Source organism: Streptomyces sp. SAT1 (genome assembly GCF_001654495.1).
In the GTDB taxonomy this organism is placed as follows: domain Bacteria; phylum Actinomycetota; class Actinomycetes; order Streptomycetales; family Streptomycetaceae; genus Streptomyces; species Streptomyces andamanensis.
This window is the reverse complement of record NZ_CP015849.1, coordinates 2,696,206-2,719,916: the sequence shown is the minus strand read 5'-3', so window position 1 is coordinate 2,719,916 and position 23,711 is coordinate 2,696,206. Positions and strand designations below refer to the sequence as shown.

Annotated in this window: 21 protein-coding genes and 1 tRNA gene; 13 read left to right on the top strand and 9 right to left on the bottom strand. The window is 72.6% G+C overall.

From position 1 onward, the window contains the following. Nucleotides 1–22: 22 nt before the first annotated feature. Nucleotides 23–94 (bottom strand) — tRNA-Cys (locus A8713_RS11830). A gap of 223 nt (nt 95–317) precedes the next feature. Here A8713_RS11830 and A8713_RS11825 point away from each other — a divergent pair. From A8713_RS11825 to A8713_RS11810, 4 genes are all read left to right on the top strand, one after another. Next, a complete protein-coding gene (locus A8713_RS11825) occupies nt 318–1,868 on the top strand; it encodes an MFS transporter (protein WP_064533377.1) in 1,551 nt (516 codons plus the stop codon). Nucleotides 1,869–1,986: 118 nt separating this feature from the next. Beyond that, complete coding sequence (locus A8713_RS11820; RefSeq protein WP_064533376.1) at nt 1,987–3,780, top strand: DEAD/DEAH box helicase; 1,794 nt, start codon at nt 1,987–1,989, stop codon at nt 3,778–3,780. Between the two features lie 349 nt (nt 3,781–4,129). Beyond that, entirely contained in the window at nt 4,130–4,771 is a 642-nt protein-coding gene (locus A8713_RS11815; protein WP_018565548.1) for an IclR family transcriptional regulator, read from the top strand. Between the two features lie 30 nt (nt 4,772–4,801). After that, entirely contained in the window at nt 4,802–5,596 is a 795-nt protein-coding gene (locus tag A8713_RS11810; RefSeq protein ID WP_064533375.1) for a S16 family serine protease, read from the top strand. On the opposite strand, the gene A8713_RS11805 is transcribed toward A8713_RS11810, so the two are convergent. The 3 genes from A8713_RS11805 to A8713_RS11795 all read right to left on the bottom strand — a co-directional run bounded on the left by A8713_RS11805 (nt 5,593) and on the right by A8713_RS11795 (nt 7,046). After that, a complete protein-coding gene (locus A8713_RS11805; protein WP_064533374.1) occupies nt 5,593–5,814 on the bottom strand; it encodes a hypothetical protein in 222 nt (73 codons plus the stop codon). The genes A8713_RS11810 and A8713_RS11805 overlap by 4 nt on opposite strands. Nucleotides 5,815–5,825: 11 nt before the next feature. Continuing rightward, complete coding sequence (locus tag A8713_RS11800) at nt 5,826–6,473, bottom strand: ArsR/SmtB family transcription factor (protein WP_237305352.1); 648 nt, start codon at nt 6,471–6,473, stop codon at nt 5,826–5,828. A gap of 105 nt (nt 6,474–6,578) precedes the next feature. Continuing rightward, a complete protein-coding gene (locus A8713_RS11795; protein ID WP_018565552.1) occupies nt 6,579–7,046 on the bottom strand; it encodes an Lrp/AsnC family transcriptional regulator in 468 nt (155 codons plus the stop codon). 123 nt (nt 7,047–7,169) lie between these two features. Between A8713_RS11795 and hppD the strand changes: the two genes are divergently transcribed. Then, nucleotides 7,170–8,318 carry a 4-hydroxyphenylpyruvate dioxygenase gene (hppD, locus tag A8713_RS11790; protein WP_064533373.1) on the top strand — a complete coding sequence of 383 codons (1,149 nt, stop codon included), beginning with the start codon at nt 7,170–7,172 and terminating at the stop codon, nt 8,316–8,318. 102 nt (nt 8,319–8,420) lie between these two features. Here hppD and A8713_RS11785 read toward each other — a convergent pair whose 3' ends face one another. After that, nucleotides 8,421–9,980 (bottom strand): tetratricopeptide repeat protein, encoded by a 1,560-nt coding sequence (locus A8713_RS11785; RefSeq protein WP_107440620.1) that lies wholly within the window; start codon nt 9,978–9,980, stop codon nt 8,421–8,423. Nucleotides 9,981–10,281: 301 nt separating this feature from the next. Between A8713_RS11785 and A8713_RS11780 the strand changes: the two genes are divergently transcribed. Further along, nucleotides 10,282–11,688: an FAD-binding oxidoreductase gene (locus A8713_RS11780; RefSeq protein WP_064533372.1), complete on the top strand. Its 1,407-nt coding sequence runs from the start codon at nt 10,282–10,284 to the stop codon at nt 11,686–11,688. Between the two features lie 49 nt (nt 11,689–11,737). On the opposite strand, the gene A8713_RS11775 is transcribed toward A8713_RS11780, so the two are convergent. Then, nucleotides 11,738–12,151 (bottom strand): SsgA family sporulation/cell division regulator, encoded by a 414-nt coding sequence (locus A8713_RS11775; RefSeq protein WP_064533371.1) that lies wholly within the window; start codon nt 12,149–12,151, stop codon nt 11,738–11,740. A gap of 291 nt (nt 12,152–12,442) precedes the next feature. On the opposite strand from A8713_RS11775, the gene A8713_RS11770 reads away from it, so the two are divergent. Together A8713_RS11770 and A8713_RS11765 are read left to right on the top strand one after the other, a co-directional pair. Further along, nucleotides 12,443–14,020 carry an RDD family protein gene (locus A8713_RS11770; RefSeq protein WP_064533370.1) on the top strand — a complete coding sequence of 526 codons (1,578 nt, stop codon included), beginning with the start codon at nt 12,443–12,445 and terminating at the stop codon, nt 14,018–14,020. Nucleotides 14,021–14,207: 187 nt separating this feature from the next. Beyond that, on the top strand, nt 14,208–14,924 hold the full coding sequence (locus A8713_RS11765; protein ID WP_064533369.1) for an RDD family protein: 717 nt from the start codon (nt 14,208–14,210) through the stop codon (nt 14,922–14,924). 65 nt (nt 14,925–14,989) lie between these two features. Here A8713_RS11765 and A8713_RS11760 read toward each other — a convergent pair whose 3' ends face one another. After that, complete coding sequence (locus A8713_RS11760; protein ID WP_064533368.1) at nt 14,990–15,286, bottom strand: hypothetical protein; 297 nt, start codon at nt 15,284–15,286, stop codon at nt 14,990–14,992. Between the two features lie 450 nt (nt 15,287–15,736). On the opposite strand from A8713_RS11760, the gene A8713_RS11755 reads away from it, so the two are divergent. Both A8713_RS11755 and A8713_RS11750 read left to right on the top strand, forming a co-directional pair. Continuing rightward, nucleotides 15,737–18,088, top strand: a complete 2,352-nt coding sequence (locus A8713_RS11755) for an immune inhibitor A domain-containing protein (protein ID WP_064533367.1) — start codon at nt 15,737–15,739, stop codon at nt 18,086–18,088. Nucleotides 18,089–18,209: 121 nt separating this feature from the next. Next, nucleotides 18,210–18,566, top strand: coding sequence for a hypothetical protein (locus A8713_RS11750; protein ID WP_064533366.1), 357 nt, complete (start codon nt 18,210–18,212; stop codon nt 18,564–18,566). A gap of 38 nt (nt 18,567–18,604) precedes the next feature. On the opposite strand, the gene A8713_RS11745 is transcribed toward A8713_RS11750, so the two are convergent. After that, the gene (locus A8713_RS11745; protein ID WP_064533365.1) at nt 18,605–19,192 is read right to left on the bottom strand and encodes an isochorismatase family protein; all 588 of its coding nucleotides are present in this window, start codon (nt 19,190–19,192) and stop codon (nt 18,605–18,607) included. A gap of 81 nt (nt 19,193–19,273) precedes the next feature. Further along, nucleotides 19,274–20,620, bottom strand: coding sequence for a nicotinate phosphoribosyltransferase (locus tag A8713_RS11740; RefSeq protein ID WP_064537450.1), 1,347 nt, complete (start codon nt 20,618–20,620; stop codon nt 19,274–19,276). Between the two features lie 88 nt (nt 20,621–20,708). Between A8713_RS11740 and clpS the strand changes: the two genes are divergently transcribed. From clpS to A8713_RS11725, 3 genes are all read left to right on the top strand, one after another. Then, nucleotides 20,709–21,026 (top strand): ATP-dependent Clp protease adapter ClpS, encoded by a 318-nt coding sequence (gene clpS / locus A8713_RS11735; RefSeq protein WP_026252159.1) that lies wholly within the window; start codon nt 20,709–20,711, stop codon nt 21,024–21,026. A 61-nt stretch (nt 21,027–21,087) separates the two neighbouring features. Then, nucleotides 21,088–21,693, top strand: a complete 606-nt coding sequence (locus A8713_RS11730) for a DUF2017 domain-containing protein (RefSeq protein ID WP_064533364.1) — start codon at nt 21,088–21,090, stop codon at nt 21,691–21,693. Between the two features lie 425 nt (nt 21,694–22,118). Then, nucleotides 22,119–23,540 (top strand): amino acid permease, encoded by a 1,422-nt coding sequence (locus tag A8713_RS11725; protein ID WP_064533363.1) that lies wholly within the window; start codon nt 22,119–22,121, stop codon nt 23,538–23,540. Nucleotides 23,541–23,711: the final 171 nt, after the last annotated feature.

Genomic DNA, 23,711 nt, shown 5'->3' with positions numbered 1-23,711 from the left:
CTCTACCTGGTCAGGCGGTCAGAGGCCGTGGCGGGAATCGAACCCGCGTAACTCGCTTTGCAGGCGAGTCCCTCAACCACTCGGGCACACGGCCGGGTCGGCGGGGCCGTGAGGCGGGCCGCCGTGTCGGTGTGATGACCGTAGGGCGGGTGGGGCGGGGGACTCAAGGGGAGAGGCGGGGGTGCAACGGGACTGCCATACGGCGTTCATGAACGGGGGGGGGGAGGGCGGCGCGCGGGGTCGTACGACCAAGGTCCCGTCGCGAGGGCGACTCCGGACAGGGGTCACGGCGGGCTGTGCACCTTACGCTGGCGACCATGACCGCCCTCGAACCACGCGACGCCGATGTCGCCGACACCCCTGGCAGATCCCAGACGCCTGCTCCGCCGCCCGTCCGGGAGGCGGCACAAGGGTCGGTGCTGGGCCGGGCGCACCGGGCGCTCAGTATCGGGATCGTCTCCGTCGTGCTGCTGATCGCCTTCGAGGCGACCGCCGTGGGCACGGCCATGCCGGTCGCGGCGCGGGAACTGCACGGGGTGCCGCTGTACGCGTTCGCGTTCTCGGGGTACTTCACCACCAGCCTGTTCGGGATGGTGCTCGCCGGGCAGTGGGCGGACCGGCGCGGTCCGCTGGCCGCGCTCACCACGGGCATCGGGGCGTTCGCCGCCGGGCTGCTGCTCGCCGGCACCGCGGGCACGATGTGGGTGTTCATCCTGGGCCGGGCCGTCCAGGGCCTGGGCGGCGGACTGGTGATCGTCGCGCTGTACGTGGTCGTCGGCCGGGCCTACCCCGAGCGGCTGCGTCCGGCGATCATGGCGGCGTTCGCGGCGGGCTGGGTGGTCCCCTCGATCGTCGGGCCGCTCGCCTCCGGCGCGGTGACCGAACACCTGGGCTGGCGCTGGGTGTTCATCGGCATCCCCGTCCTGGTGGTGCTCCCGCTGGCGATGGCCCTGCCGCAGATACGCCGCCGGGCCTCGGGCCCGGTGAACGAGGGCGGGGCCGGGGGCGGGGGTGCCGTGCCGGCCTTCGACGCCCGCCGCATCCGGCTGGCCCTCGTCCTCTCCCTCGGCGCGGGGCTCCTCCAGTACGCGGCCCAGGATCTGCGCTGGATCTCGCTGCTCCCGGGTGCGGCGGGCGCCGCGCTGCTGGTGCCGGCCGTGCGCGGGCTGCTGCCGCACGGCACCTGGCGGGCGGCGCGCGGCCTGCCCTCCGTGGTGCTGCTGCGCGGCGTGGCCGCCGGGTCGTTCATCGCCGCCGAGTCCTTCGTCCCGCTGATGCTCGTCACCCAGCGCGGTCTGTCCCCGACCCTGGCCGGTTTCTCGCTCGCCGCGGGCGGGGCCACCTGGGCGCTGGGCTCGTGGGTGCAGTCCCGGCCGGGCCCGGCGGCGTACCGGGAGCGGCTGATGACGCTCGGCATGGTGCTGGTCGCGGCGGCCATCGCCGCCGCGCCGAGCGTGCTGATCCAGTCCGTCCCGGTGTGGACGGTCGCCGTCGCCTGGGGCTTCGGCTGCTTCGGCATGGGCCTGGTGATCTCCTCCACCAGCGTGCTCCTGCTGAAGCTGTCCGCCCCCGAGGAGGCGGGCGCCAACTCCGCCGCCCTCCAACTGTCCGACGCCCTCTCCAACGTGCTTCTGCTCGCCGCGGGCGGCGCCGCCTTCGCCGCGCTGGGCGGCGGCACGGCGGCCCACACCACGGCGGCGTCCACCGGCACCGCCGCCCATCCCGCCGCCTTCGCGGCGGTCTTCCTGCCGATGGCGGGGGTGGCGCTCGCGGGCGCGTGGGTGACGCGGCGGCTCCGGACCCCCGACGGCACGGACGGACACCCCATCACGGGCGATCTCACGGAAGACGTCACGGATGATCTGTGACCCGTGTCGCACCCGCCCCCGGTGGGGTGTCGTCGGCTCAGGGCAGGGGTGAGGGCACCGGTAGGGTGGCCCGGTTGTCATACGTAGCCGAGCCCCCCAGCACAGCGAACCGGAGACCGTGACTACCACCGCCGCCGCCGCCTCCCATCACCTCTCGCCCGCCTTCCCCGGCCGTGCTCCGTGGGGAACCGCCAGCAAGCTGCGTGCCTGGCAGCAGGGCGCGATGGAGAAGTACATCCAGGAACAGCCGCGCGACTTCCTCGCCGTCGCCACCCCCGGCGCCGGCAAGACCACCTTCGCGCTGACGCTCGCCTCCTGGCTGCTGCACCACCACGTCGTCCAGCAGGTGACCGTGGTCGCGCCCACCGAGCACCTGAAGAAGCAGTGGGCGGAGGCCGCCGCACGCGTAGGCATCAAGCTGGACCCCGAGTACAGCGCGGGCCCGCTGGGCCGCGAGTACCACGGAGTGGCCGTCACCTACGCCGGTGTCGGCGTCCGCCCCATGCTGCACCGCAACCGCGTCGAGCAGCGCAAGACCCTCGTCATCCTCGACGAGATCCACCACGCCGGTGACTCCAAGTCGTGGGGCGAGGCCTGCCTGGAGGCGTTCGAGCCGGCCACCCGGCGGCTCGCGCTGACCGGTACGCCGTTCCGCTCCGACACCAACCCCATCCCCTTCGTCACGTACGAGGAGGGCGACGACGGCATCCGCCGCTCGTCCGCCGACTACACCTACGGCTACGGTTCGGCGCTGGGCGACGGCGTCGTCCGGCCGGTCATCTTCCTCTCCTACAGCGGCAACATGCGCTGGCGCACCAAGGCGGGCGACGAGATCGAGGCCCGGCTCGGCGAGCCGATGACCAAGGACGCCGTCAGCCAGGCGTGGCGCACCGCGCTCGATCCGCGCGGCGAGTGGATGCCGTCCGTGCTGCGCGCCGCCGACCAGCGGCTCACCGAGGTCCGCAAGGCCATCCCGGACGCCGGTGCGCTGGTCATCGCCTCCGACCAGGACTCCGCGCGCGCCTACGCCAAGCTGATCCGCGAGATCACCGGCGAGGGCGCCACCGTCGTCCTGTCCGACGACACCGGCGCCTCGCAGCGCATCGACGACTTCAGCCACGGCGACGACCGCTGGATGGTCGCCGTGCGCATGGTGTCCGAGGGCGTCGACGTGCCCCGGCTCGCGGTCGGGGTGTACGCGACGACGATCTCCACCCCGCTCTTCTTCGCCCAGGCCGTCGGCCGTTTCGTACGGTCCAGGCGGCGCGGCGAGACCGCGTCCGTGTTCCTGCCGACCATCCCCGACCTGCTGACCTTCGCCAACGAGATGGAGGTCGAGCGCGACCACGCCCTCGACAAGCCGAAGAAGGAGGGCGAGGAGGACCCCTACGCCGAGTCCGAGAAGGAGATGGACGAGGCGAACAAGGAGCAGGACGAGGACACCGGCGAGCAGGACATGCTGCCCTTCGAGGCGCTGGAGTCCGACGCCGTCTTCGACCGGGTCCTCTACGACGGCGCCGAGTTCGGCATGCAGGCCCACCCGGGCAGCGAGGAGGAGCAGGACTACCTCGGCATCCCGGGGCTGCTGGAGCCCGAGCAGGTGCAGATGCTGCTCCAGAAGCGGCAGGCGCGGCAGATCGCGCACAGCCGCAAGAAGCCGGACGACGAGGCGGATCTGCTCGAACTGCCCGCCGAGCGGCGCCCGGTGGTGACCCACAAGGAGCTGATGGAGCTGCGCAAGCAGCTCAACACCATGGTCGGCGCCTACGTCCACCAGAGCGGCAAACCGCACGGCGTGATCCACACCGAGCTGCGCCGGGTGTGCGGCGGTCCGCCGAGCGCGGAGGCCACCGCCGGACAGCTGCGCCAGCGCATCGCCAAGGTGCAGGAGTGGGCGACCCGGATGCGCTGACGGCACGGGTGCGCGGCGGCCGGAAGGCGGTCGTGGGGCCCCGGGGGCCTGTGAGGGATGTGTGCAGGCGGGTGCGGTACGTATCGGGACGAACGCGAGCAGTTCCTTTCGGTCGTTGACCGGATTCTGGACGGAGCCTTCCGCTCAGCGAACCGGCTTCGCTACTGTCCCGCTACGCACACGCCCCGTGGCAGCGCCGCCGCGGAGCGCAGCCGTGAAGCGACCGGGTCCGGGACCGCCCCCGGACCCGCCGGCCGATCGGCGGCCTCTGTCGCGCGTCACTGACGGGACTCGGTGACGCCCCGCCGCGATGAGCGCCGCCGACCTCACCACTGAAGGAGTGGGCGTCGTGACCGCGGAGACATCCCAGACGCTCGACCGGGGACTGCGGGTCCTCAAACTGCTGGCCGACACGGACCACGGACTGACCGTCACCGAGCTGTCCCAGAGACTGGGCGTGAACCGGACCGTCGTCTACCGCCTGCTCGCCACTCTCGAACAGCACGCGCTGGTCCGCCGCGACCTGGGCGGCCGGGCCCGGGTCGGGCTCGGGGTGCTGCGGCTGGGCCGCCAGGTGCACCCGCTGGTGCGCGAGGCGGCACTGCCCGCGCTGCGGTCGCTGGCCGAGGACATCGGGGCGACCGCGCATCTGACGCTGGTGGACGGCGCGGAGGCGCTCGCGGTCGCCGTGGTCGAGCCGACCTGGACCGACTACCACGTGGCCTACCGGGCCGGTTTCCGCCACTCCCTGGAGCGGGGCGCCGCGGGCAAGGCGATACTGACCGCCCGCCGCCAGCCGTCGGCCGAACCCGGCTACATCCTCACCCACGGCGAACTGGAGGCGGGCGCCTGCGGTGCCGCCGCGCCGCTGCTCGGGGTGACCGGCGTCGAGGGCAGTGTGGGGGTGGTGATGCTCGCCGACGCGGTGCCCGAGCGGGTGGGGCCGCGGGTGGTGGACGCGGCCCGTGAGGTGGCCGAGGCACTCAGATGAGGGTGCAGCGCGGTCGCGTAGATTGATTCCGTGCTCTCTCGCCTCACACGTCCCCAGGCCCTCACCGTCTGCGCGTTGCCCGTCGTGGCCCTGATCGCCACGGCGGTCTTCGCGCCGCTGCCGTTCTCGGTGGCGCAGCCGGGGTCGACGGCGGACGTGCTCGGCAGTTTCAAGGGCAACCAGGTGATCACCATCTCCGGGGCACCCGTGCGGAGCACGACCGGACAGCTGCGGATGACGACGATCGAGGCGACCGGCCCGGACGCGCGCATCTCGCTGAGCGACGTGATCGACGGCTGGTTCGCGACCGACCGCGCGGTCATGCCGCGCGACGCGGTCTACCCGAGCGGCGACACCGTACGGCAGATCGAGCAGCACAACGCCGCGCAGATGAAGGAGTCGCAGGACTCGGCGACCCAGGCGGCGCTGAAGTACCTCGGCAGGTCCGGCGAGAAGATCGACGTCAAGCTCGATCTCGCCAACGTCGGCGGTCCCAGCGCGGGGCTGCTGCTCTCCCTGGGCATCGTCGACAAGCTGCACGGCGCCGGCGGCGGCGCCGATCTCACCGGCGGCCGGACGATCGCGGGCACCGGCACGATCACCCCCGACGGCACGGTGGGCGCGGTCGGCGGGGTCGGCCTCAAGACGCAGGCCGCGCGGCGGGACGGCGCCACGGTCTTCCTGGTGCCCAGGGCCGAGTGCAAGGACGCCGGGGCGGAACTGCCCGCGGGGCTGCGCCTGGTCCCGGTGACCACGCTGAAGGGCGCGATCACCGCCCTGACCGCCCTGCGCGAGGGCAAGGAGTCCGCCGTACCGAGCTGTTAGGCGGCCGTACCGAGCTGTCGGGCCGTCACGGCGCGCGGGGCGGCGGGGGCGGCCGTGGCCAGCCGCAGGCCGACCTCCACCAGGGTCCAGCCGAGCCGGCCCCTCAGGTCACGGGGCTGCCGCTGCCGTGCGCCGTCCGCCAGGCGGTCGGCGTCGGCCTCCGCGCGGAGTGCGGCGGCGCGGTCGTGGTGCAGGGCGAGATGGATCTCGGAGTGCATCGGGCTGCCTCTCAGGCCGTACGGGTGGGGAGGACGTGCGTGTGGATGCGGACCTGCTCGCTGCCCGGGGTGTTCTCCTCCGGGGCCAGGGCCCGGTAGCTGTTCAGGAGCGCGTGCATCTTCTCGACGAGGTCGCGGGCGAGGTCGGGCGTCAGGCGCAGCGTCCAGTCGCTCATGTCCGAGGCCCTGCTCCAGCCCTCGCCCCAGTCGTTCCTGGTGGCGAGCCAGGTCGCCAGTTCCTGGGTGTGGTGGTTGGCGATCCCGTGCAGGAACAGGTCGGCGGCACCGCGCACGGCCGGGTCGGGGTCCTTGAGGAGCTGTTCGTCGAAGCTCACGCCGTCGTGCGCGGCCCGCCACCAGCGCTCGCGGCCCTTGCCGTGCTCGGGCGCGTCCTCGATGAAGCCGTGCGCGGCGAGCTGGCGCAGGTGGTAGCTGGTGGCGCCGCTGGACTCGCCCAGGCCCGCGGCGAGTTGGGAGGCGGTGGCGGGGCCGCCCTGGCGCAGCGCGGTGAGCAGCTGCATCCGCAGGGGGTGGGCCAGCCCGCGGAGCGTCCGGGCGTCGAGGCGGCGGACCTCGGGCAGTTCGGGCTCGGGCAGTTCGGATTCGGGCGGCAGTGCGGATTCGGGCAGTTCGGATTCGGGCAGTCCAGGTTCGGCCATGCATGCAAAGGTAGCCTTGCAAAGGAATCCTTGCAAGGGCTTCTTTGCAACTAAGTCTTCGTATGCGGCCTCGGGGGCCTCCGTGAGCGCGGGACCCCCGCCGGGTCACTCCTCCGCCGCCTGCTCCACCAGCGGGATGATCCGCATCGGCACCGGGTTCTCCATCACGATCGCCGTGGAGGCGCGGACGATGCCCTCGATGCCCACCACCCGGTCGATCACCCGCTGGAGGTCGGCGTTGGAGCGGGCCACGAGACGGCACAGCATGTCGCCGGTGCCGGTGGTGGTGTGCAGCTCCAGCACCTCCGGCACGGTCGCCAGATGCGCCCGCACCCCCGCGCCCTGCCCCTGCCGGATCTGGAGCGTGGCGAAGGCGGTGACCGGATAGCCGAGCGCCGCCGGATCCACCTCGGGACCGAAGCCGCGGATGACGCCGCCCGAGCGGAGCCGGTCGAGCCGGGCCTGCGCCGTCCCGCGCGCCACCCCCAGCCGCCGGGACATCTCCAGCACACCGATCCGCGGCTCGCGCGCCAGCAGCACGATGATGCGGCCGTCCAGATGATCGATCGCCATCAGCCCGCCTCCCGGTGGTCATCCTGTACAGAAAGCCCGACGTCACCGGGCGTTCACTGGACACCTTGCCCAGCGATTGTGCGAACTATTGCGCACCTTGCGGAGCCGGGTGACGCTTCGCCTATGACGCAGACCACACAGCACACTCCCGACGCGACCGCACGGCAGGCCGACCCCTTCCCGGTCAAGGGAATGGACGCGGTCGTCTTCGCCGTGGGCAACGCCAAGCAGGCGGCGCACTACTATTCCACCGCCTTCGGCATGACCCTGGTCGCCTACTCCGGACCGGAGAACGGCAGCCGCGAGACCGCGAGCTACGTCCTGGAGAGCGGCTCCGCCCGGTTCGTGTTCACCTCCGTGATCAAGCCCTCCACCCCCTGGGGCCACTTCCTCGCCCAGCACGTGGCCGACCACGGCGACGGCGTCGTCGACCTCGCCATCGAGGTCCCGGACGCGCGGGCCGCGTACACCTACGCCGTCGAGCACGGCGCGCGCTCGGTGACCGAGCCGTACGAGCTGAAGGACGAGCACGGCACGGTCGTCCTCGCCGCCATCGCCACCTACGGCGAGACCCGGCACACCCTGGTCGAGCGGAAGGGCTACGACGGCCCCTACCTGCCGGGCTTCACCTCCGCCGAGCCCATCGTGGCGCCGCCCGCCCAGCGCTCCTTCCAGGCGGTCGACCACTGCGTCGGCAACGTCGAACTCGGCCGGATGAACGAGTGGGTCGAGTTCTACAACAAGGTCATGGGCTTCACGAACATGAAGGAGTTCGTGGGCGACGACATCGCCACCGAGTACAGCGCGCTGATGTCGAAGGTGGTGGCCGACGGCACGCTCAAGGTCAAGTTCCCGATCAACGAGCCCGCCATCGCCAAGAAGAAGTCCCAGATCGACGAGTACCTGGAGTTCTACGGCGGCGCCGGCGTCCAGCACATCGCGCTGAACACCAACGACATCGTGCACACGGTCCGCCAGATGCGCGACGCCGGAGTCCGCTTCCTGGACACCCCGGACTCGTACTACGACACCCTCGGCGAGTGGGTCGGCGACACCCGGGTGCCCATCGACACCCTGCGCGAGCTGAAGATCCTCGCCGACCGCGACGAGGACGGCTACCTGCTCCAGATCTTCACCAAGCCGGTCCAGGACCGCCCGACGGTGTTCTTCGAGATCATCGAGCGGCACGGCTCCATGGGCTTCGGCAAGGGCAACTTCAAGGCCCTGTTCGAGGCGATCGAGCGCGAGCAGGAGCGCCGCGGCAACCTCTGACCGCACCGCACCTGACCGCACCGCACCGCGGTGCGCAGCGCTGCACCGCACCGCAGGCCCGGCCGCCCGTCCCAGCGGCGGCCGGGCCTCGCCGTTGCGGGCCTATCCGGTGGCGTCCGCCGCCACCTCGATCCCCGCGGGCGCCTCCGCCGGCACCGGCTCGCCCAGTTCCGCCAGCGCCCGGCCGGCCTCCGGCGCCCAGAGCGGGGAGAAGGCCGGGGCGGTGCGCAGCGCCTGCTCCAGATGGCGGCGGGCCGGTCCGCTCAGCCCCAGCTCCACCTCGACCGCCCCCCGGTGGAACTCGTACAGCGCGTCGCGCACCCCGCCGCCTTGCGCCTCCTCCGTCGCCGTCGTCGCGAACTCCAGCGCCTCCTGGTCCTGCCCCGCCCGGTGCAGCGCCCAGCCCAGCGCGTCGGCCACCGCCGTGCCCGGCTGGCGCCGCCACTCCTCGCGCAGCCCGCGCACCGCCTCCTCGGGGTCCCCGTGGTCCGCCTCCAGCCGCCCGAGGACCAGCGCGGTGTCCACCCCGGCCGCCTGCTCCTGCCCGGCCCGCTCCCGCACCCGCTCGAACTGCGCCCCGGCCGGTCCGTCCTGCCCCAGCGACTCGTACAGCTCGCCCAGTTCCAGCAGGTGTTCCGGGCGCGGCCGGTCGCCCAGCGCCCGCCGGTAGGCGGCCACGGCCTCCTCGGACCGGCCCAGCGAGACCAGCGTCCGGGCCCGCCCCGCCAGGGCGTCCCGCCGGGCCGGGTCCAGGCGCAGCGCCGCCGTGAAGGAGCGCTGTGCCTCGTCGAGATCGCCGCGCTCCCAGGCGTAGCGCCCGGACTGCTCCAGGTACGCGGCCCGTTCCGCCGGTCCGGTCGCGGCCGCCACCGCGTCCGTGAGCTGGGCCGCCGCGTCCTCGCGCCAGCCGCGGTCCCGGTAGACGGCCGCGGCCCGCGCCCGCGCGGCGGGGGAGTGGTCCGCCTTCAGCAACTGCTCCAGATAGCGGCCGACGGCCTTGTGGTCACCGGTCCCGGTGCAGGCGGCGATGAGCAGCGCGTACGCCGCCCCGCGCCCCGGCGCCGACGCGAGCGCCTGCTGGGCCCAGGTGCGCGCCGTGGGGAAGTCCCGCCGCCCAAGGGCCAGCGCCGCCAGGGCGGCTGTCGCGTCCGCGTTGTGCTCCGGGCTCAGCCGCAGCGAAGTGCGCAGCGCCCGCTCGGCCGCCGGGAAGCCGCCCGGGTCCGCCGTGCGCCGCGCCCGCTCGACGTACGCCGCACCCAGCACCGCCCACGCCCGCGCGTCCCCCGGGTGCGCCCGCACCCGCCGCTCCCGGTCGGCGATCAGCTCCGTCAGAGCGGGCAGTGCGGCCGGGACCCCGGCCGTGACCGCGTCCAGCGCCCCCGCCAGGCGGGCCGTCCGCGCCTCGCCCGGCGCCCCGGGCGTGGCCGGGCGCACCGCGGAGCGCTCAGCGGGCCGCGCGAGCAGGACCGCGCCCGCCGCACCGCCCAGCACGGCCAGCGCGACGAGGATCCGCGCCGCCGTCCGGCGCGTCGGGCGTCCCCCGCGCGCCGGGCGCATGGCCGAGTCCGAGGCCGGTTCCGGGGTCCGGTCCGGGGCCGGTCCGGGTTCCGGGGTCCGGTCCGGGGCCGGGGCGGGTTCCGGGGTCCATGCAGGCTTCTCCATGGCGCACACTGTGCGCCGTCGCGCCCGCGCCCGCCCGGCGCGACCCGGTGGCGGCGCCGAGGGCCACCCGGCGGACGCAACCCGGCCGCCACCGGGCAGGGGCACCGGACAGCCCGTCCCGCCGGGCCACCGGGTAGGGGTACCGGGTAGGCCCCCGCCGGGCCACCCGATAGGGCCACCGGACAGGCCACCCCGCCGGGCCGCCCGACAGGACTAACCGACAGGACCACCAGGCAGGCCACCCGGCGGGCGGAGGGATCACGTCCGCGGGGTTCCCACCGGTCGCCGCGGGTGTCACGCTGTGATCATGAGCCGTATCCAAGCCGCACCCGACGCAGTGGAGGCCAACCTCACCGACCGGCTCCTCGCGGGCCTGCCGGCCGAGGCGGTCCTCACCGATCCCGACGTCACCGCCGCCTACGCCCAGGACATGGCGAGCTTCTGCCCGTCCGGCGCCCCGGCCGTGGTCGTCCTGCCGCGCACCGTGGAACAGGTCCAGCACGTCATGCGGACCGCCACCGAGCTGCGCGTCCCGGTCGTCCCGCAGGGCGCCCGCACCGGCCTGTCCGGCGCGGCCAACGCCTCTGACGGCTGCATCGTCCTCTCCCTGACCAAGATGGACCGCATCCTGGAGATCAACCCCGTCGACCGGATCGCGGTCGTTGAGCCCGGCGTCGTCAACGCCACCCTCTCCCGCGCGGTCAACGAACACGGCCTGTCCTACCCGCCGGACCCCTCCAGCTGGGAGATGTGCACCATCGGCGGCAACATCGGCACCGCCTCCGGCGGCCTGTGCTGCGTGAAGTACGGGGTCACCGCCGAGTACGTCCTCGGCCTGGACGTGGTGCTCGCCGACGGCCGCCTGCTGTCCACCGGCCGCCGCACCGCCAAGGGCGTCGCCGGGTACGACCTCACCCGGCTCTTCGTCGGCTCCGAGGGCTCGCTCGGCATCGTCGTGCGGGCCGTCCTCGCGCTCAAGCCGCAGCCGCCGCAGCAACTCGTGCTGGCCGCCGAGTTCTCCTCCGCGAGTGCCGCCTGCGACGCGGTGTGCCGGATCATGGAGGGCGGCCATGTGCCCTCCCTGCTCGAACTGATGGACCGTACGACGGTCAAGGCCGTGAACGACCTCGCCCGCATGGGCCTGCCGGAGACCACCGAGGCGCTGCTGCTCGCCGCGTTCGACACGCCCGACCCGGCCGCCGACCTCGCCGCCGTCGCCGCGCTGTGCGAGGCGGCCGGCGCCACCCAGGTCGTCCCCGCCGACGACGCCGCCGAGTCCGAACTGCTGCTCCAGGCCCGCCGGATGTCGCTGACCGCGCTGGAGGCGGTCAAGGGCACGACGATGATCGACGACGTGTGCGTGCCCCGCTCCCGGCTCGGCGAGATGCTCGACGGGGTCGAGCGGATCGCCGCGAAGTACGGGCTCACCATCGGCGTCTGCGCGCACGCCGGTGACGGCAACACCCACCCGACCGTCTGCTTCGACGCCCAGGACCCGGAGGAGTCGCGGCGCGCCCGCGAGTCCTTCGACGAGATCATGGCCCTCGGGCTGCGGCTGGGCGGCACCATCACCGGGGAGCACGGCGTGGGCGTCCTGAAGAAGGAGTGGCTGGCGCGCGAGATCGGGCCGGTCGGGGTGGAGATGCAGCGGGCCGTCAAACAGGTCTTCGACCCGCTGAACCTCCTCAACCCCGGCAAGCTGTTCTGACCGCCGCCCGGTCCCCGTCCGCCTCGCCCGCTCTTCCTGCCCCTCCGGCTCACTGAGCGAGCAGTCCGGCCAGCCCCGCGTCGATGCCGAGCTGCTCGCCCTCGCTGCCCGGCGGCACCACCCGCAGGGTGCGCTCCAGCCAGGACGACACCTGCGCGGAAGGTGCCTCCAGCAGCGCCGTACCGGACGGCGAGCTGAGCGCCATCAGCACCACGCTGCGGCCCTCCGTCTTCGACGGCCACACCCGTACGTCGCCGTGGCCGCACGGCCGGAACACCCCCTCCACCAGCAGATCCCGGGCGAACGCCCAGTGCACCGGCTGACCGGAGTCGACATGGAAGTCGATGTGCACGGCGTACGGGTCGGCGGTGCGGTAGGAGAGCCGGGCCGGTACGGGGATCCCCCGCTCGGGCGACAGGATCAGCCTCAGCTCCAGTTCACGTTCCACCACGGTGTGTCGCATGGTTCTCGTCCTCTCCACTCATGACGCGTGACTCATGACGCGTGTCGCGTACGGCCCCGGGTGCGGGCCCGCACAGGGGGAGAGGCGCCCGGACGCCGGGCATTACGCGGGTCCGCGGAACTTTTTCCGCACCGGTCCGGGCAGCGGCGCTCGTGTCCGGGAGGTGACGCACATGTACGAGGGAGTGCCCGGAAAGGGGTGGGTCCGGCGGGACGGGCCGTGCCGGGTGCGCCGGTCTGATAGATGTGGAGGCCCCCAAGACGGCCCCCGAGCAGATACGGGACGACGGACATGAGCGCCCCAACCCCCGCACCAGGCGACGACAGGCCCCGCGAGGGGTACTACCCGGACCCGTCCATCCCCGGATACGTCCGGTACTGGAACGGTTCCTCCTGGGTGCCGGGCACCAGCCGTCCGGCCCCCGCCGACGGCGAGCCGCTCAGCCCGCCGCCCGGCGCGCGGCCCGCCGCGTCCGCGACCCCTGCGGTCGAGGAGACGGGCCCGCACTTCTTCGACGAGGACCCGCCCCCGGCGGCCGCCCGCCCGGAACCGGCGGCCGCGCCGTGGTCCGGCGACCCGGATCCGCACACCCCGTGGACCGCACCGGCCGGTCCCGACCCCCGGGTGGCCCACGCGAACTCCCCGGCGGGGGAGGGCGATCGGGGCCAGGGCCAGGGCCAGGGTCAGGTGCAGGGCCAGGTGCAGGGCGGTGGCGCCGCTCCGGCCCAGGACGGCGGCGGATCCGCCGGTACGTTCGTGTTCCGGCGGCCGACCGCCGCCGACGCCCCGGCCAACGCTGCCGCCCCCGCTGCTCCCGCCGGTCCCGGCATCCCCGGGCCGGGCGGTCCCGTGGACGACGGCACCATGACCTTCCGGCCCGTCCCGCGCTCCGCCCCGCCTCAGGCCGCGTCCGGGCAGCCCTCCGTGCCCGCCCAGGGCGCCCACAGCCCGGCCCCCGCACAGGCACAGGTCCAGCCGCAGCCGCAGGGTCCGGCCCAGCAGCAAGGCCCGGTGCGCGCCCAGCCCCCGAGCCCGGCACAGGGACACCCGCAGCCCCACGGCCCCGCCCAGGCAGCAGTGCCCGCCCCGGCGCACGTACCCGCTCCCGCGTCGCCCGCCCCCGCGCCGGCCGCGCCCGTCGCCCCCGTGGCGCCGCTGCCCCACCAGGCCGCAGCGCCCCCGCACGCCGCCGCGGTGCCCGGCTCCCTCCCCTCCCCGGTGGCCGGCGGCCCCGGCGGCGGCCAGGCGTCCTGGGCGCAGCAGGTGCACCAGCTCGCGGGAGCCGGGGCCGGAGCGGGCCCCGGCGCGGCGGCCGAGGAGCAGCCCGTGGCGCCCTGGAAGCCGCCGGTGGAGGACGTGTTCCAGGCCGCGGCGCGGCGGCAGGCGGCGGCCCGGCCGGCGGGCCTCGGCAAGCGGCTGGCCGCCCGCCTGGTCGACACCGTGCTGCTCGCGGGCGTCACCGCCGTGGCCGCCGTGCCGCTCGGCACCCGGGCCGTCGACCATGTCGACGCGAAGATCGACGCGGCCAAGCTCACCGGGCGCACGGTCACCGTCTGGCTGCTGGACGGCACGACGGCGGCGTACCTCGGTGTCGTCCTCGCCGTCCTGCTGCTCGCCGGGGTCCTCTACGAGGTGCTGCCCACCGCCAAGTGGGGCCGCACGCTCGGCAAGAAGCTCTGCGGACTCCAGGTGCGGGACATCGAGGGCCACGAGCCGCCGTCGTTCGGCCCGGCGCTGCGCCGCTGGCTGGTGTACAGCGTGCCCGGACTCCTGGGCGTGGGGATCGTGGGCGTCCTGTGGTGCCTGTTCGACCGGCCGTGGCACCAGTGCTGGCACGACAAGGCGGCGCACACCTTCGTGGCGGACTGAGCCGGCTGCGGGCCGGGGCGCCCACGGCCGTGCGCCCGCCGCTTGCCGCCTGCCCCCTGTCCCCTGCCGTCCGCCGCCTGCCCCCTGCCGTCCGCCACCTGCCACCTGCCATCCGTCACCTGTCGTCCGTCATCCGTACGGATGCTCGCCGGATGCGCCCCGCCCGCGTTCGGGTTCCACTCGGCGCATGAGCACCGAACCGCCGCCCCCCGGCTCCGAACCGCCCGCGGGCTCCGGACCCCCGCCCCCGGGAAGCGGCAACCCGTACAGCGGCGGCGGCAATCCGTACAGCGGGGGAGGCGGCCCGTACGAGGGCGGCGGCGCCCACGAGGGCGGCGGCCCCTACGGTGGCGGAGGCGGCCCGTACGGCGGTGCCGGCGGGCCGTACGGCGGTGGGCCCTACGGCGGCGATCCGTACGGCGGTGGCCCGCCCCCCGGAGGCCCGCTCGCGGGGATGCCGCCGCTGGCGGAGAGCGGCAGGCGCACCCTCGCCCGGATCATCGACCTGGTCCTGGTCGGCATCGTCACCTGGGTGATCACCTGGGCGCTGCGCGTCAACGAGACGACGATGAACGCCGATCAGGTCGAGGTCGGTACGTCCATCGCGCAGTCGGTCGTCGGCGTCGTGCTCTACGTCGCCTACGACACCTTCATGATTTCCCGGTCGGGGCAGACGCTGGGCAAGAAGTGGCTGGGCATGCGGGTGGCGAACCTGAGCGACGGGTCGACGCCGTCCGCGGCCACCGCGCTGGGGCGCTCGGCGGTGCTCTGGGTGCCGTTCTGGTTCTGCTGCGCCTGCGTCTGGCTCGCGGTGTGCGGTGGCTGGAGCTACTTCGACCGGCCCTACAAGCAGGGCCTGCACGACAAGGCGGCCAAGACGGTGGTGGTCGGCACGGACCGGTGAGCCGGCGCGGCGTCAGGGACGCGCGAGAGGGCGGCGGTCCGGTCCGACGGCCCCGACGACGGCTGCTAGCGGCGGGCCGGTGTCCGGGAGCGTCCGGTGGTCCGAGCCGCCGCGGCGGCGGCCACCGCGCCGGAGCCCGGCACCGCCGGGGCACCGGCCGCGGCGCTGCCGGCGGCGGCCGACGCGCGTGACTTCGGCAGCGGCACCGTCATGGCGACCAGGAGCCCCAGCGCGAGCGCCGCGAGGGCGATGACGGCGATGCCCACCCCCGAACTCGTCTGCGACAGCAGCAGCATGGCGAGCGTCGAGCAGATCACGGTGCAGGAGCCGTAGGCGAGCTGTGCGGCGGTCGGACGAGGCATGGCAATCGTGTCCTCGGAAGGATTGGGGGGTGCGACGGGGGCCGGCCTGGCGTCCCGTCCGCCGACTTCCGGGCGTTCCGCCACATCGACTGTAATCTCCTGGATGCCCCCGCGGAACGGCCGGTAAGCGTGACCTAACCCACGGTGCCGGTGCACAGGGGGCGCACGGATTCACGGTGCGCCCTCCCGGGCCCGTTCCACGCGCCGGGACGGTCACGGGCCCGCGTCCCGGCCGCGTCCGGGCCACCCGCGGCGCACCCCTGACCGTCCGTAAAGCGAACGAACGCTCCGCATAGTGCACTTGAACTGTCCAAGTCAAGGTCTGTCTTTTCTCGTAAACCTCTAGTCAAATGTCGTCACTTGACTAACACGCGTTGATCGCGCGCGGACTTTCTCGTGCCTCAGAGACCCCCCTTCCGCGCGTACGGACGCGTCAGGGGAGGACAGCAAGTGACCAGTAGACCCTGGACTTTCAGAGCTGCCGCGATCGGCGTCTCGCTCGCGGCGGCCGCCGCGACGTTCTCGACGTACGCCGTCGCGGAGGCCGCCACCACGGCCGGCTCTCCCGCCGCCGTGAACCGGCACGACCCGCAGCCGGTCGGGCAGCACGAGCACAACCTCGACGGACCGCTGAGCAAGACCCAGGAGGCCCAGCGCCAGGAGGCCCTCAGCCAGGTCATCTCCGGCAAGGCCAAGGTCCAGAACCGCAACGGTTCCAAGGTCGTCGGCCTCAAGAGCAAGAAGGGCGACACCAAGTACGTCGAGCTGGGCCGGGAGAAGACCGACAAGATCTTCACCATCCTGGTCGAGTTCGGCGACCAGACCGACCCGAAGTACGGCGACACCGCCGGGCCGCTGCACAACCAGATAGCCGCGCCGGACCGCAAGAAGGACAACTCCACGGCCTGGCAGAAGGACTACAACCAGAAGCACTTCCAGGACCTGTACTTCGGCACCGGCAAGAACACCGAGTCGGTCAAGAAGTACTACGAGAAGCAGTCCTCGGGCCGCTACTCGGTGGACGGCGAGGTCTCGGACTGGGTCAAGGTCCCCTACAACGAGGCCCGTTACGGCTCGAACTACTGCGGCTCCACCAACTGCTCCAGCGTGTGGAACGTCGTCAGCGACGGCGTCAACGCCTGGGTGGCGCAGCAGAAGGCGGCCGGCAAGTCGGACGCCGCGATCAAGGCGGACCTGGCCAAGTACGACCAGTGGGACCGCTACGACTACGACGGCGACGGCAACTTCAACGAGCCGGACGGCTACATCGACCACTTCCAGATCGTGCACGCGGGCGAGGACGAGTCCGCGGGCGGCGGCGTCCAGGGCACCGACGCGATCTGGGCGCACCGCTGGTACGCGTACGGCACCGACGCCGGTTCCACCGGTCCGTCGGACAACAAGCTCGGCGGCGCGCAGATCGGTGACACCGGCGTCTGGGTCGGCGACTACACCATCCAGCCGGAGAACGGCGGACTCGGCGTCTACGCGCACGAGTACGGCCACGACCTCGGCCTGCCCGACGAGTACGACACCGCGGGCGGTGACAACTCCACCGGCTTCTGGACGCTGATGTCCTCCGGTTCCTGGCTGGGCCGGGGCGAGGACGCCATCGGCGACCTGCCCGGCGACATGAACGCCTGGGACAAGCTGCGTCTTGGCTGGCTGAACTTCGACACCGCCAAGGCCGGTGTGAAGTCCTGGCACAAGCTGGGCGTCTCCGAGTTCAACACCAAGTACCGGCAGGCCGTGGTGGTCTCGCTGCCCGACAAGGCGGTCACCACCGAGGTCGTCAAGCCCGCGCAGGGCGCCACCCAGTGGTGGAGCGGCAGCGGCGACGACCTGAAGAACACCCTGACCCGGTCCGTCGACCTGACCGGCAAGAAGTCGGCCACTCTCAGCCTCGACGGCTGGTACGACATCGAGGCCAACTACGACTTCCTCTACACCGAGGTCTCGACCGACGGCGGCGCCAACTGGACCGCCCTGGACGGCACCGTGGACGGCCAGGCCATCCCGCGTGACGGCAGCGACAAGCCGGCCCTGACCGGTTCGGTCGACGCGTACAAGAAGCTGGCGTACCCGCTGGACGCCTACGCGGGCCAGAAGATCCAGCTCCGCTTCCGCTACCAGACGGACGGCGGCGCCGCGCTCAAGGGCTTCGCGGCCGACGAGATCGCGGTGACCGCGGACGGCACGGCGCTCTTCTCCGACAACGCCGAGACCGAGGACGCCGCCTGGACGGCGAAGGGCTTCTCCCGCATCGGCGCGTCCTTCACCAAGGACTACGAGCAGTACTACATCGCGGAGAACCGCCAGTACGTCTCGTACGACACCACGCTGAAGACCGGTCCGTACAACTTCGGTTCGGCCAAGCGCCCCGACTGGGTCGAGCACTACCCGTACCAGAACGGTCTGCTGATCTGGAAGTACGACACCTCCCAGGCGGACAACAACACCAGCGTCCACCCGGGCACCGGTCTGATCCTTCCGGTCGACTCGCACCCGACGGCCCTGCGCTGGTCGGACGGCACCCTGCTGCGCAACCGCGTCCAGGCGTACGACTCGCCGTTCAGCCTGTACCGCACGGACGGCATCACCCTGCACAAGGCGGACGTCAAGACCAAGATCAAGTCGTCGAAGGGGGTGCCGGTCTTCAACGACCACACCAGCACCTACTACGACGCCTCGAACCCGACCGGCGGTGTCAAGATCACTGACACCAACACCCGGATCCAGATCACCAAGGAGGCCCACGACGGCTCCACGATCGAGCTGGAAGTCGGCCGCGCGGTGAAGTAAAGGTAAAAAACCCAGGTCAAAAGCGTATCGGCGGCAACCCCCTGGCGGGTTGCCGCCGATCGTGTTTAGGTGCCTGCTGTGGCTCTCTTATTGACACCGACCGGAACGGGGAAGTGACCGCATGGCCGCAGGAGGCTTCAGCAAACTGCCGAACGGCACCGTCGTGGTCGCCCTCAACCTGCCCAGTCCCGCCCCCGGGGGCACCGGCGGCGTCCGGGTGCTCGTGCTCGCCCGCAACCGCGCCCGCGCCCTGACCCGGCTGCGCAACCTCGGTCTGCGCGCCGTCTACCTGCGGGGCAACGCCGCCCCGCCCACCCCGGACGAGATCACCGCGGTGCTGCACCACCCCGACGGCCTCATCTGGCGCACCTCGCCCGCCGGCGGCGCCCCCGCCGGCCCCCCGGAGCTGTGGCACCCGATCAGGGCCCTGCTGCGCCCGCGCACCCCCGGAGCGGGCGTGAGCCCCGCCCAGGTCTGAGCGCGCCCGGAGCCGCTCGCCCGCCCCGCATCACCGTCCTAGGCGACGACGGGCTTGCCGGTCAGCTCGACGCCCGCCCGGCGCAGCTCCTCCAGGGCCCGCTCGGTGGTCTGCCCGGCCACGGCCGCGGTGAGGTCCAGCAGCACATGGGTGCGAAAGCCCTCGCGCGCCGCGTCCAGGGCGGTGGCGCGCACACAGTGGTCGGTGGCGATCCCGACCACGTCGACCTCCTCGACCTCCCTGGCCCGCAGCCAGTCGGCCAGGGACACGCCGTTCTCGTCGAAGCCCTCGAAGCCGCTGTAGGCGGCCGAGTAGGCGCCCTTGTCGAAGACGGCGTCGACCGCGCCGGAGGCGACGGCGGGCGCGAAGTTCGGGTGGAAGCCCACGCCCTCCGTGCCCGCCACGCAGTGCGGGGGCCAGGAGTCGACGTAGTCGGGGTGGTCCGAGAAGTGGCCGCCGGGCGCGATGTGGTGGTCGCGGGTCGCCACCACGTGCCGGTACCCGGCGGGGGCCTGCCCGATCAGTTCGGTGATCGCGGCGGCCACGTCGGCGCCGCCGGCCACCGCGAGGCTGCCTCCCTCGCAGAAGTCGTTCTGCACATCGACGACGATCAGGGCGCGGCGCATGTCGGGTGTCCTTCGGTTCCGGGGATCAGCGGGCTGGGCGGGGCCTGAGGGGCCTGGTCGGGGCAGAGGCGGTCATGCGCTCTAGCTACCCGACGCTCCGGTGGCGTACTCCGTCGGAAGGACGGGTTCCCCGCGCGAGAGCTGGGTGGCCGACAGCGGCAGCCCCGCGCGGGCCGCCACATGCCGGTCCCGTACGGCGTCCAGCGGCTCGCGGCGGACCACCTCGCCGCCCTTGACCAGCTCGACCTGGAGCTGCCGGTCGGCCAGCTCGACGGGGACCGGCCCGGTGCCCACCACCTCGGCCTCGGCGACGCCGTACGCGTCCAGGCGCCGGGCCGCCCACTTGCGGCCGCCGATGGAGGTCTTGCCGCCGCTGGACCGTTTCGCCACCGGCTTCAGCGGCGCATTCGGGTCGGCGGACTCGGCGCGGGCGACCAGCTTGTAGACCATGGAGCAGGTCGGGTGGCCGGAGCCGGTGACCAGCTGGGTGCCGACGCCGTAGGCGTCCACGGGCGCGGCGGCCAGCGAGGCGATGGCGTACTCGTCCAGGTCGGAGGTGACGACGATCCGCGTGTCGCGGGCGCCCAGCTCGTCGAGCTGCTGGCGCACCCGGTGCGCGACCAGCAGCAGGTCGCCGGAGTCGATGCGCACCGCGCCCAGCTCGGGCCCGGCCACCTCCACGGCCGTGCGCACGGCCTCGGTCACGTCGTAGGTGTCCACCAGCAGCGTCGTGTCCCGGCCCAGCGACTCCACCTGGGCGCGGAAGGCGTCCCGCTCGTTGTCGTGGACCAGGGTGAAGGCGTGGGCGGAGGTGCCGACGGTGGGGATGTTGTAGCGGAAGCCCGCGGCCAGGTCGGAGGTGGAGGCGAAGCCGCCGACGTAGGCGGCGCGGGAGGCGGCGACCGCGGCCAGCTCGTGGGTGCGCCGGGCGCCCATCTCGATCAGCGGCCGCTCCCCGGCCGCCGAGGACATCCGGGAGGCGGCGGCCGCGATGGCGGAGTCGTGGTTGAGGATCGACAGGATCACGGTCTCCAGCAGCACGCACTCGCCGAAGGAGCCCTCCACCCGCATGACGGGGGAGCCCGGGAAGTAGACCTCGCCCTCGGGGTAGCCCCAGATGTCGCCGCTGAACCGGTAGTCGGCCAGCCACTGGAGCGTCGGCTCGTCCACGACCCGCTTCTCGCGCAGATAGCCGAGGACGTCCGGGTCGAAGCGGAAGTTCTCCACCGCGTCCAGCACCCGGCCGGTTCCGGCCACGACGCCGTAGCGGCGGCCCTCGGGCAGCCGCCGGGTGAAGACCTCGAAGACGCTGCGCCGCTCGGCCGTCCCGGCCTTCAGGGCGGCCCGCAGCATCGTCAGCTCGTAGTGGTCGGTGAAGAGCGCCGTAGAGGGAACATCCACCGGCAGCCCAAGGTCCGCTGTGTTCATGACCGAGAAGCGTACTCCCATTTCGTCAGTCTGACGATTTAGGGATGCGGCCAGCTCGTTTGTGCTCCCGCGCCCCGGTAGTGGCAGCATGGGCCTTGTGACGTCAGCCGCACCCATCGAGATCGAGAAGACCGAGTCGGCACAGGAGGTCTTCGCCGTACCCGAGCCCGACGTCCCCTGGGTGACGATCGTGCACAACGATCCCGTCAATCTGATGAGCTACGTCACCTATGTCTTCCAGACGTACTTCGGGTACTCGAAGGACAAGGCGACCAAGCTCATGCTCGACGTCCACCACAAGGGCCGGGCGGTCGTCTCCAGCGGCACCCGCGAGGAGATGGAGCGGGACGTTCAGGCCATGCACGGCTACGGCCTGTGGGCCACCCTCCAGCAGGACCGCAAGTAGCCAAGCGGCCGGTGGCGCACGCGCCGACGACGGCCCGGACCGGAAGCAGCGAATCCCCTCCATGCCCGGACACTTCGAACCGCTCCCCGGCGGCGGCGCGGCCGTCGCCCTCGACGACGTCGAGATCTCCATCATCCGTTCGCTGGCGATCCAGCTCCTGGAGCTGATCGGCCCCGGGCCCGCCGAGGACGAGGGCGGCGACCCGCTCGCCGAGCTGTTCGCCGAGGGCCCGAGCGAGCCGCCCGCCGACCCGGTGCTCAGAAGGCTCTTCCCGGACGCCTACGGCGACCCCGGGCAGCCGCCGGCCAGCGCCGAGGAGGCCGCCGAGCAGCGTGCGCACGCGGCCGAGTTCCGCCGCTTCACCGAGAACGACCTGCGGGCCGGCAAGCGCGAGAACGCCCTCGCGGTGATCCACTCGCTCAACGCCCTCGCCGCCTCCGGTGAGGGCGGCGCGGTGCTGAAGCTGTCCCCGGAGGAGTCCCGGCGCTGGCTCGGTGCCCTGAACGACCTGCGCCTGGCCATCGCCTCCCGGCTGGAGATCGGCGACGAGGACGACGCCGACGACCTCTACCGGCTGCCGGACGAGGACCCGCGCAAGCCGATGGTGATGGCGTACCTGTGGCTGGGCGGCCTCCAGGAGACCCTGGTCTCCACCTTCATGCCCTGACTGGTCTCCACCTTCATGCCCTGAGGTGCCCCGAGGCGCCCCGGGTGCCCCGAGGTGTCCTGGGCGCTCTTCCCCCGCCTGCCCGGATCGTCCTGTTCCGGGCAGATTCGCCGTCCGCTCAGAGGATGCTCAAATCCGGATAACGATCGCGTCACCGCGACCGGCTCATATCGGCCGGTCGCGAGTGTTTTGTCCGCTTTTCCTGGTTCTCCTGGTGTCGTGAACCACACGTACGTCCTGCGATCAGTGGTTCGAGCGTGATAAATCTTCACGACCGCCCGGCGAACACCACCCACGTTCGCCCGGGTGCGCCACCGAGCTGCCCACCAGCGGCCAGGCACAACTCCATTTCAGTCCGGGGGGATCGCGACCCGATCCGCGGCCGACAGACGGCCCGGGTCGGCATGGAGAAAGGCGCACGACACATGACCTCAGCGCGGGTCGAGAAAGAACGCGCCGGCACGGAGGCCGTGCCGGACGGCGAGGGGTATCAGCGCGGGCTCGGTGCCCGGCAGATCCAGATGATCGCCATCGGCGGTGCCATCGGCACCGGTCTGTTCCTCGGTGCGGGCAAGAGCATCTCCAAGGCCGGACCCAGCATCATCCTGGCGTACGCGGTCGCCGGCTTCGTCATCTTCCTCATCATGCGGGCGCTCGGCGAGCTGCTGATGTACCGCCCGGTCTCCGGTTCCTTCTCGGAGTACGCGCGCCAGTTCATCGGCCCCTTCGCGGGCTTCGTGACCGGCTGGACCTACTGGCTGTTCTGGGTCGTCACCGGCATCACCGAGGTCACCGCGGCGGCGGCGTACATGACGTACTGGTTCGAGATCCCGCAGTGGGTCTCGGCGCTGGTCTTCACCGTCGTGCTCTACGGCGCCAACCTGATCTCCGTGAAGCTCTTCGGCGAGCTGGAGTTCTGGTTCTCCATGGTCAAGGTCACCGCCATCATCGGCATGATCCTGATCTGCGTGGGCGTCCTCACGATCGGCTTCTCCGACGCGGGCGACACCGCCTCCGTCTCGCACCTGTGGAACGAGGGCGGCTTCTTCCCGCACGGCGTCGGCAACACGCTGATGACCCTCCAGATGGTGATGTTCGCCTTCCTCGCCGTCGAGCTGGTCGGTGTGACGGCGGGTGAGTCCAAGGACCCCAGGACCGTGCTGCCCCGGGCGATCAACACCGTGCCGTGGCGCATCGCCGTCTTCTACGTCGGCGCGCTGATCATGATCCTGTCGGTCGTGCCGTGGACCGCCTTCCACGCCGGCGAGAGCCCCTTCGTGGTCGCCTTCCAGAAGATGGGCCTGCCCGCCGGCGCCGGCATCGTGAACTTCGTGGTGCTCACCGCCGCCCTGTCCTCCTGCAACTCGGGCATGTACTCCACCGGCCGCATGCTGCGCGACCTCGCGCTCAACAGCCAGGGACCGCGCTTCTTCACCAGGCTGACCAGCAGCGGCACCCCGCTGATCGGCACGACGTTCTCCGCCGCGCTGATGCTGGTGGGCGTCTGGATCAACTACCAGTGGCCGGGCAAGGCGTTCGACTACGTGGTGTCCTTCGCGACCATCTCCGGCATGTGGGCCTGGATCGTCATCCTGGTCTGCCAGATCCGCTACCGCCGCAAGTCCGACCGCGGCGAGCTGCCCGTCTCGGAGTTCCGTGCCCCCGGCGGCGTCTGGGCCAGCGTGTTCGCGCTCGCCTTCATCGGCATGGTGATCGTGCTGATGGGCATCGACAAGGACGCCCGGGTCTCGCTGTACTGCGCGCCGGCGTGGGGCCTGGTCCTCGCCGTCGCCTACCTGGTGCTCAAGCGCCGCAACCCGGAGGCCGCCGCCTTCAGCAGGCGCTGACCTCCTCCCGCAGGACGTCCGGCCGGAGCGGCCGCTCGTGGGAACCGCTCCGGCCGCCGCTCAGGGCGTCCGGCATATGGGCCGTCCCGTACCACTCACCGGTACGGGGCGGCCCGTCCGCCTTCCGCCGGGCGTGACCGGCGCGCCGCGGGCCGTTCTGCTTTCCTGCTT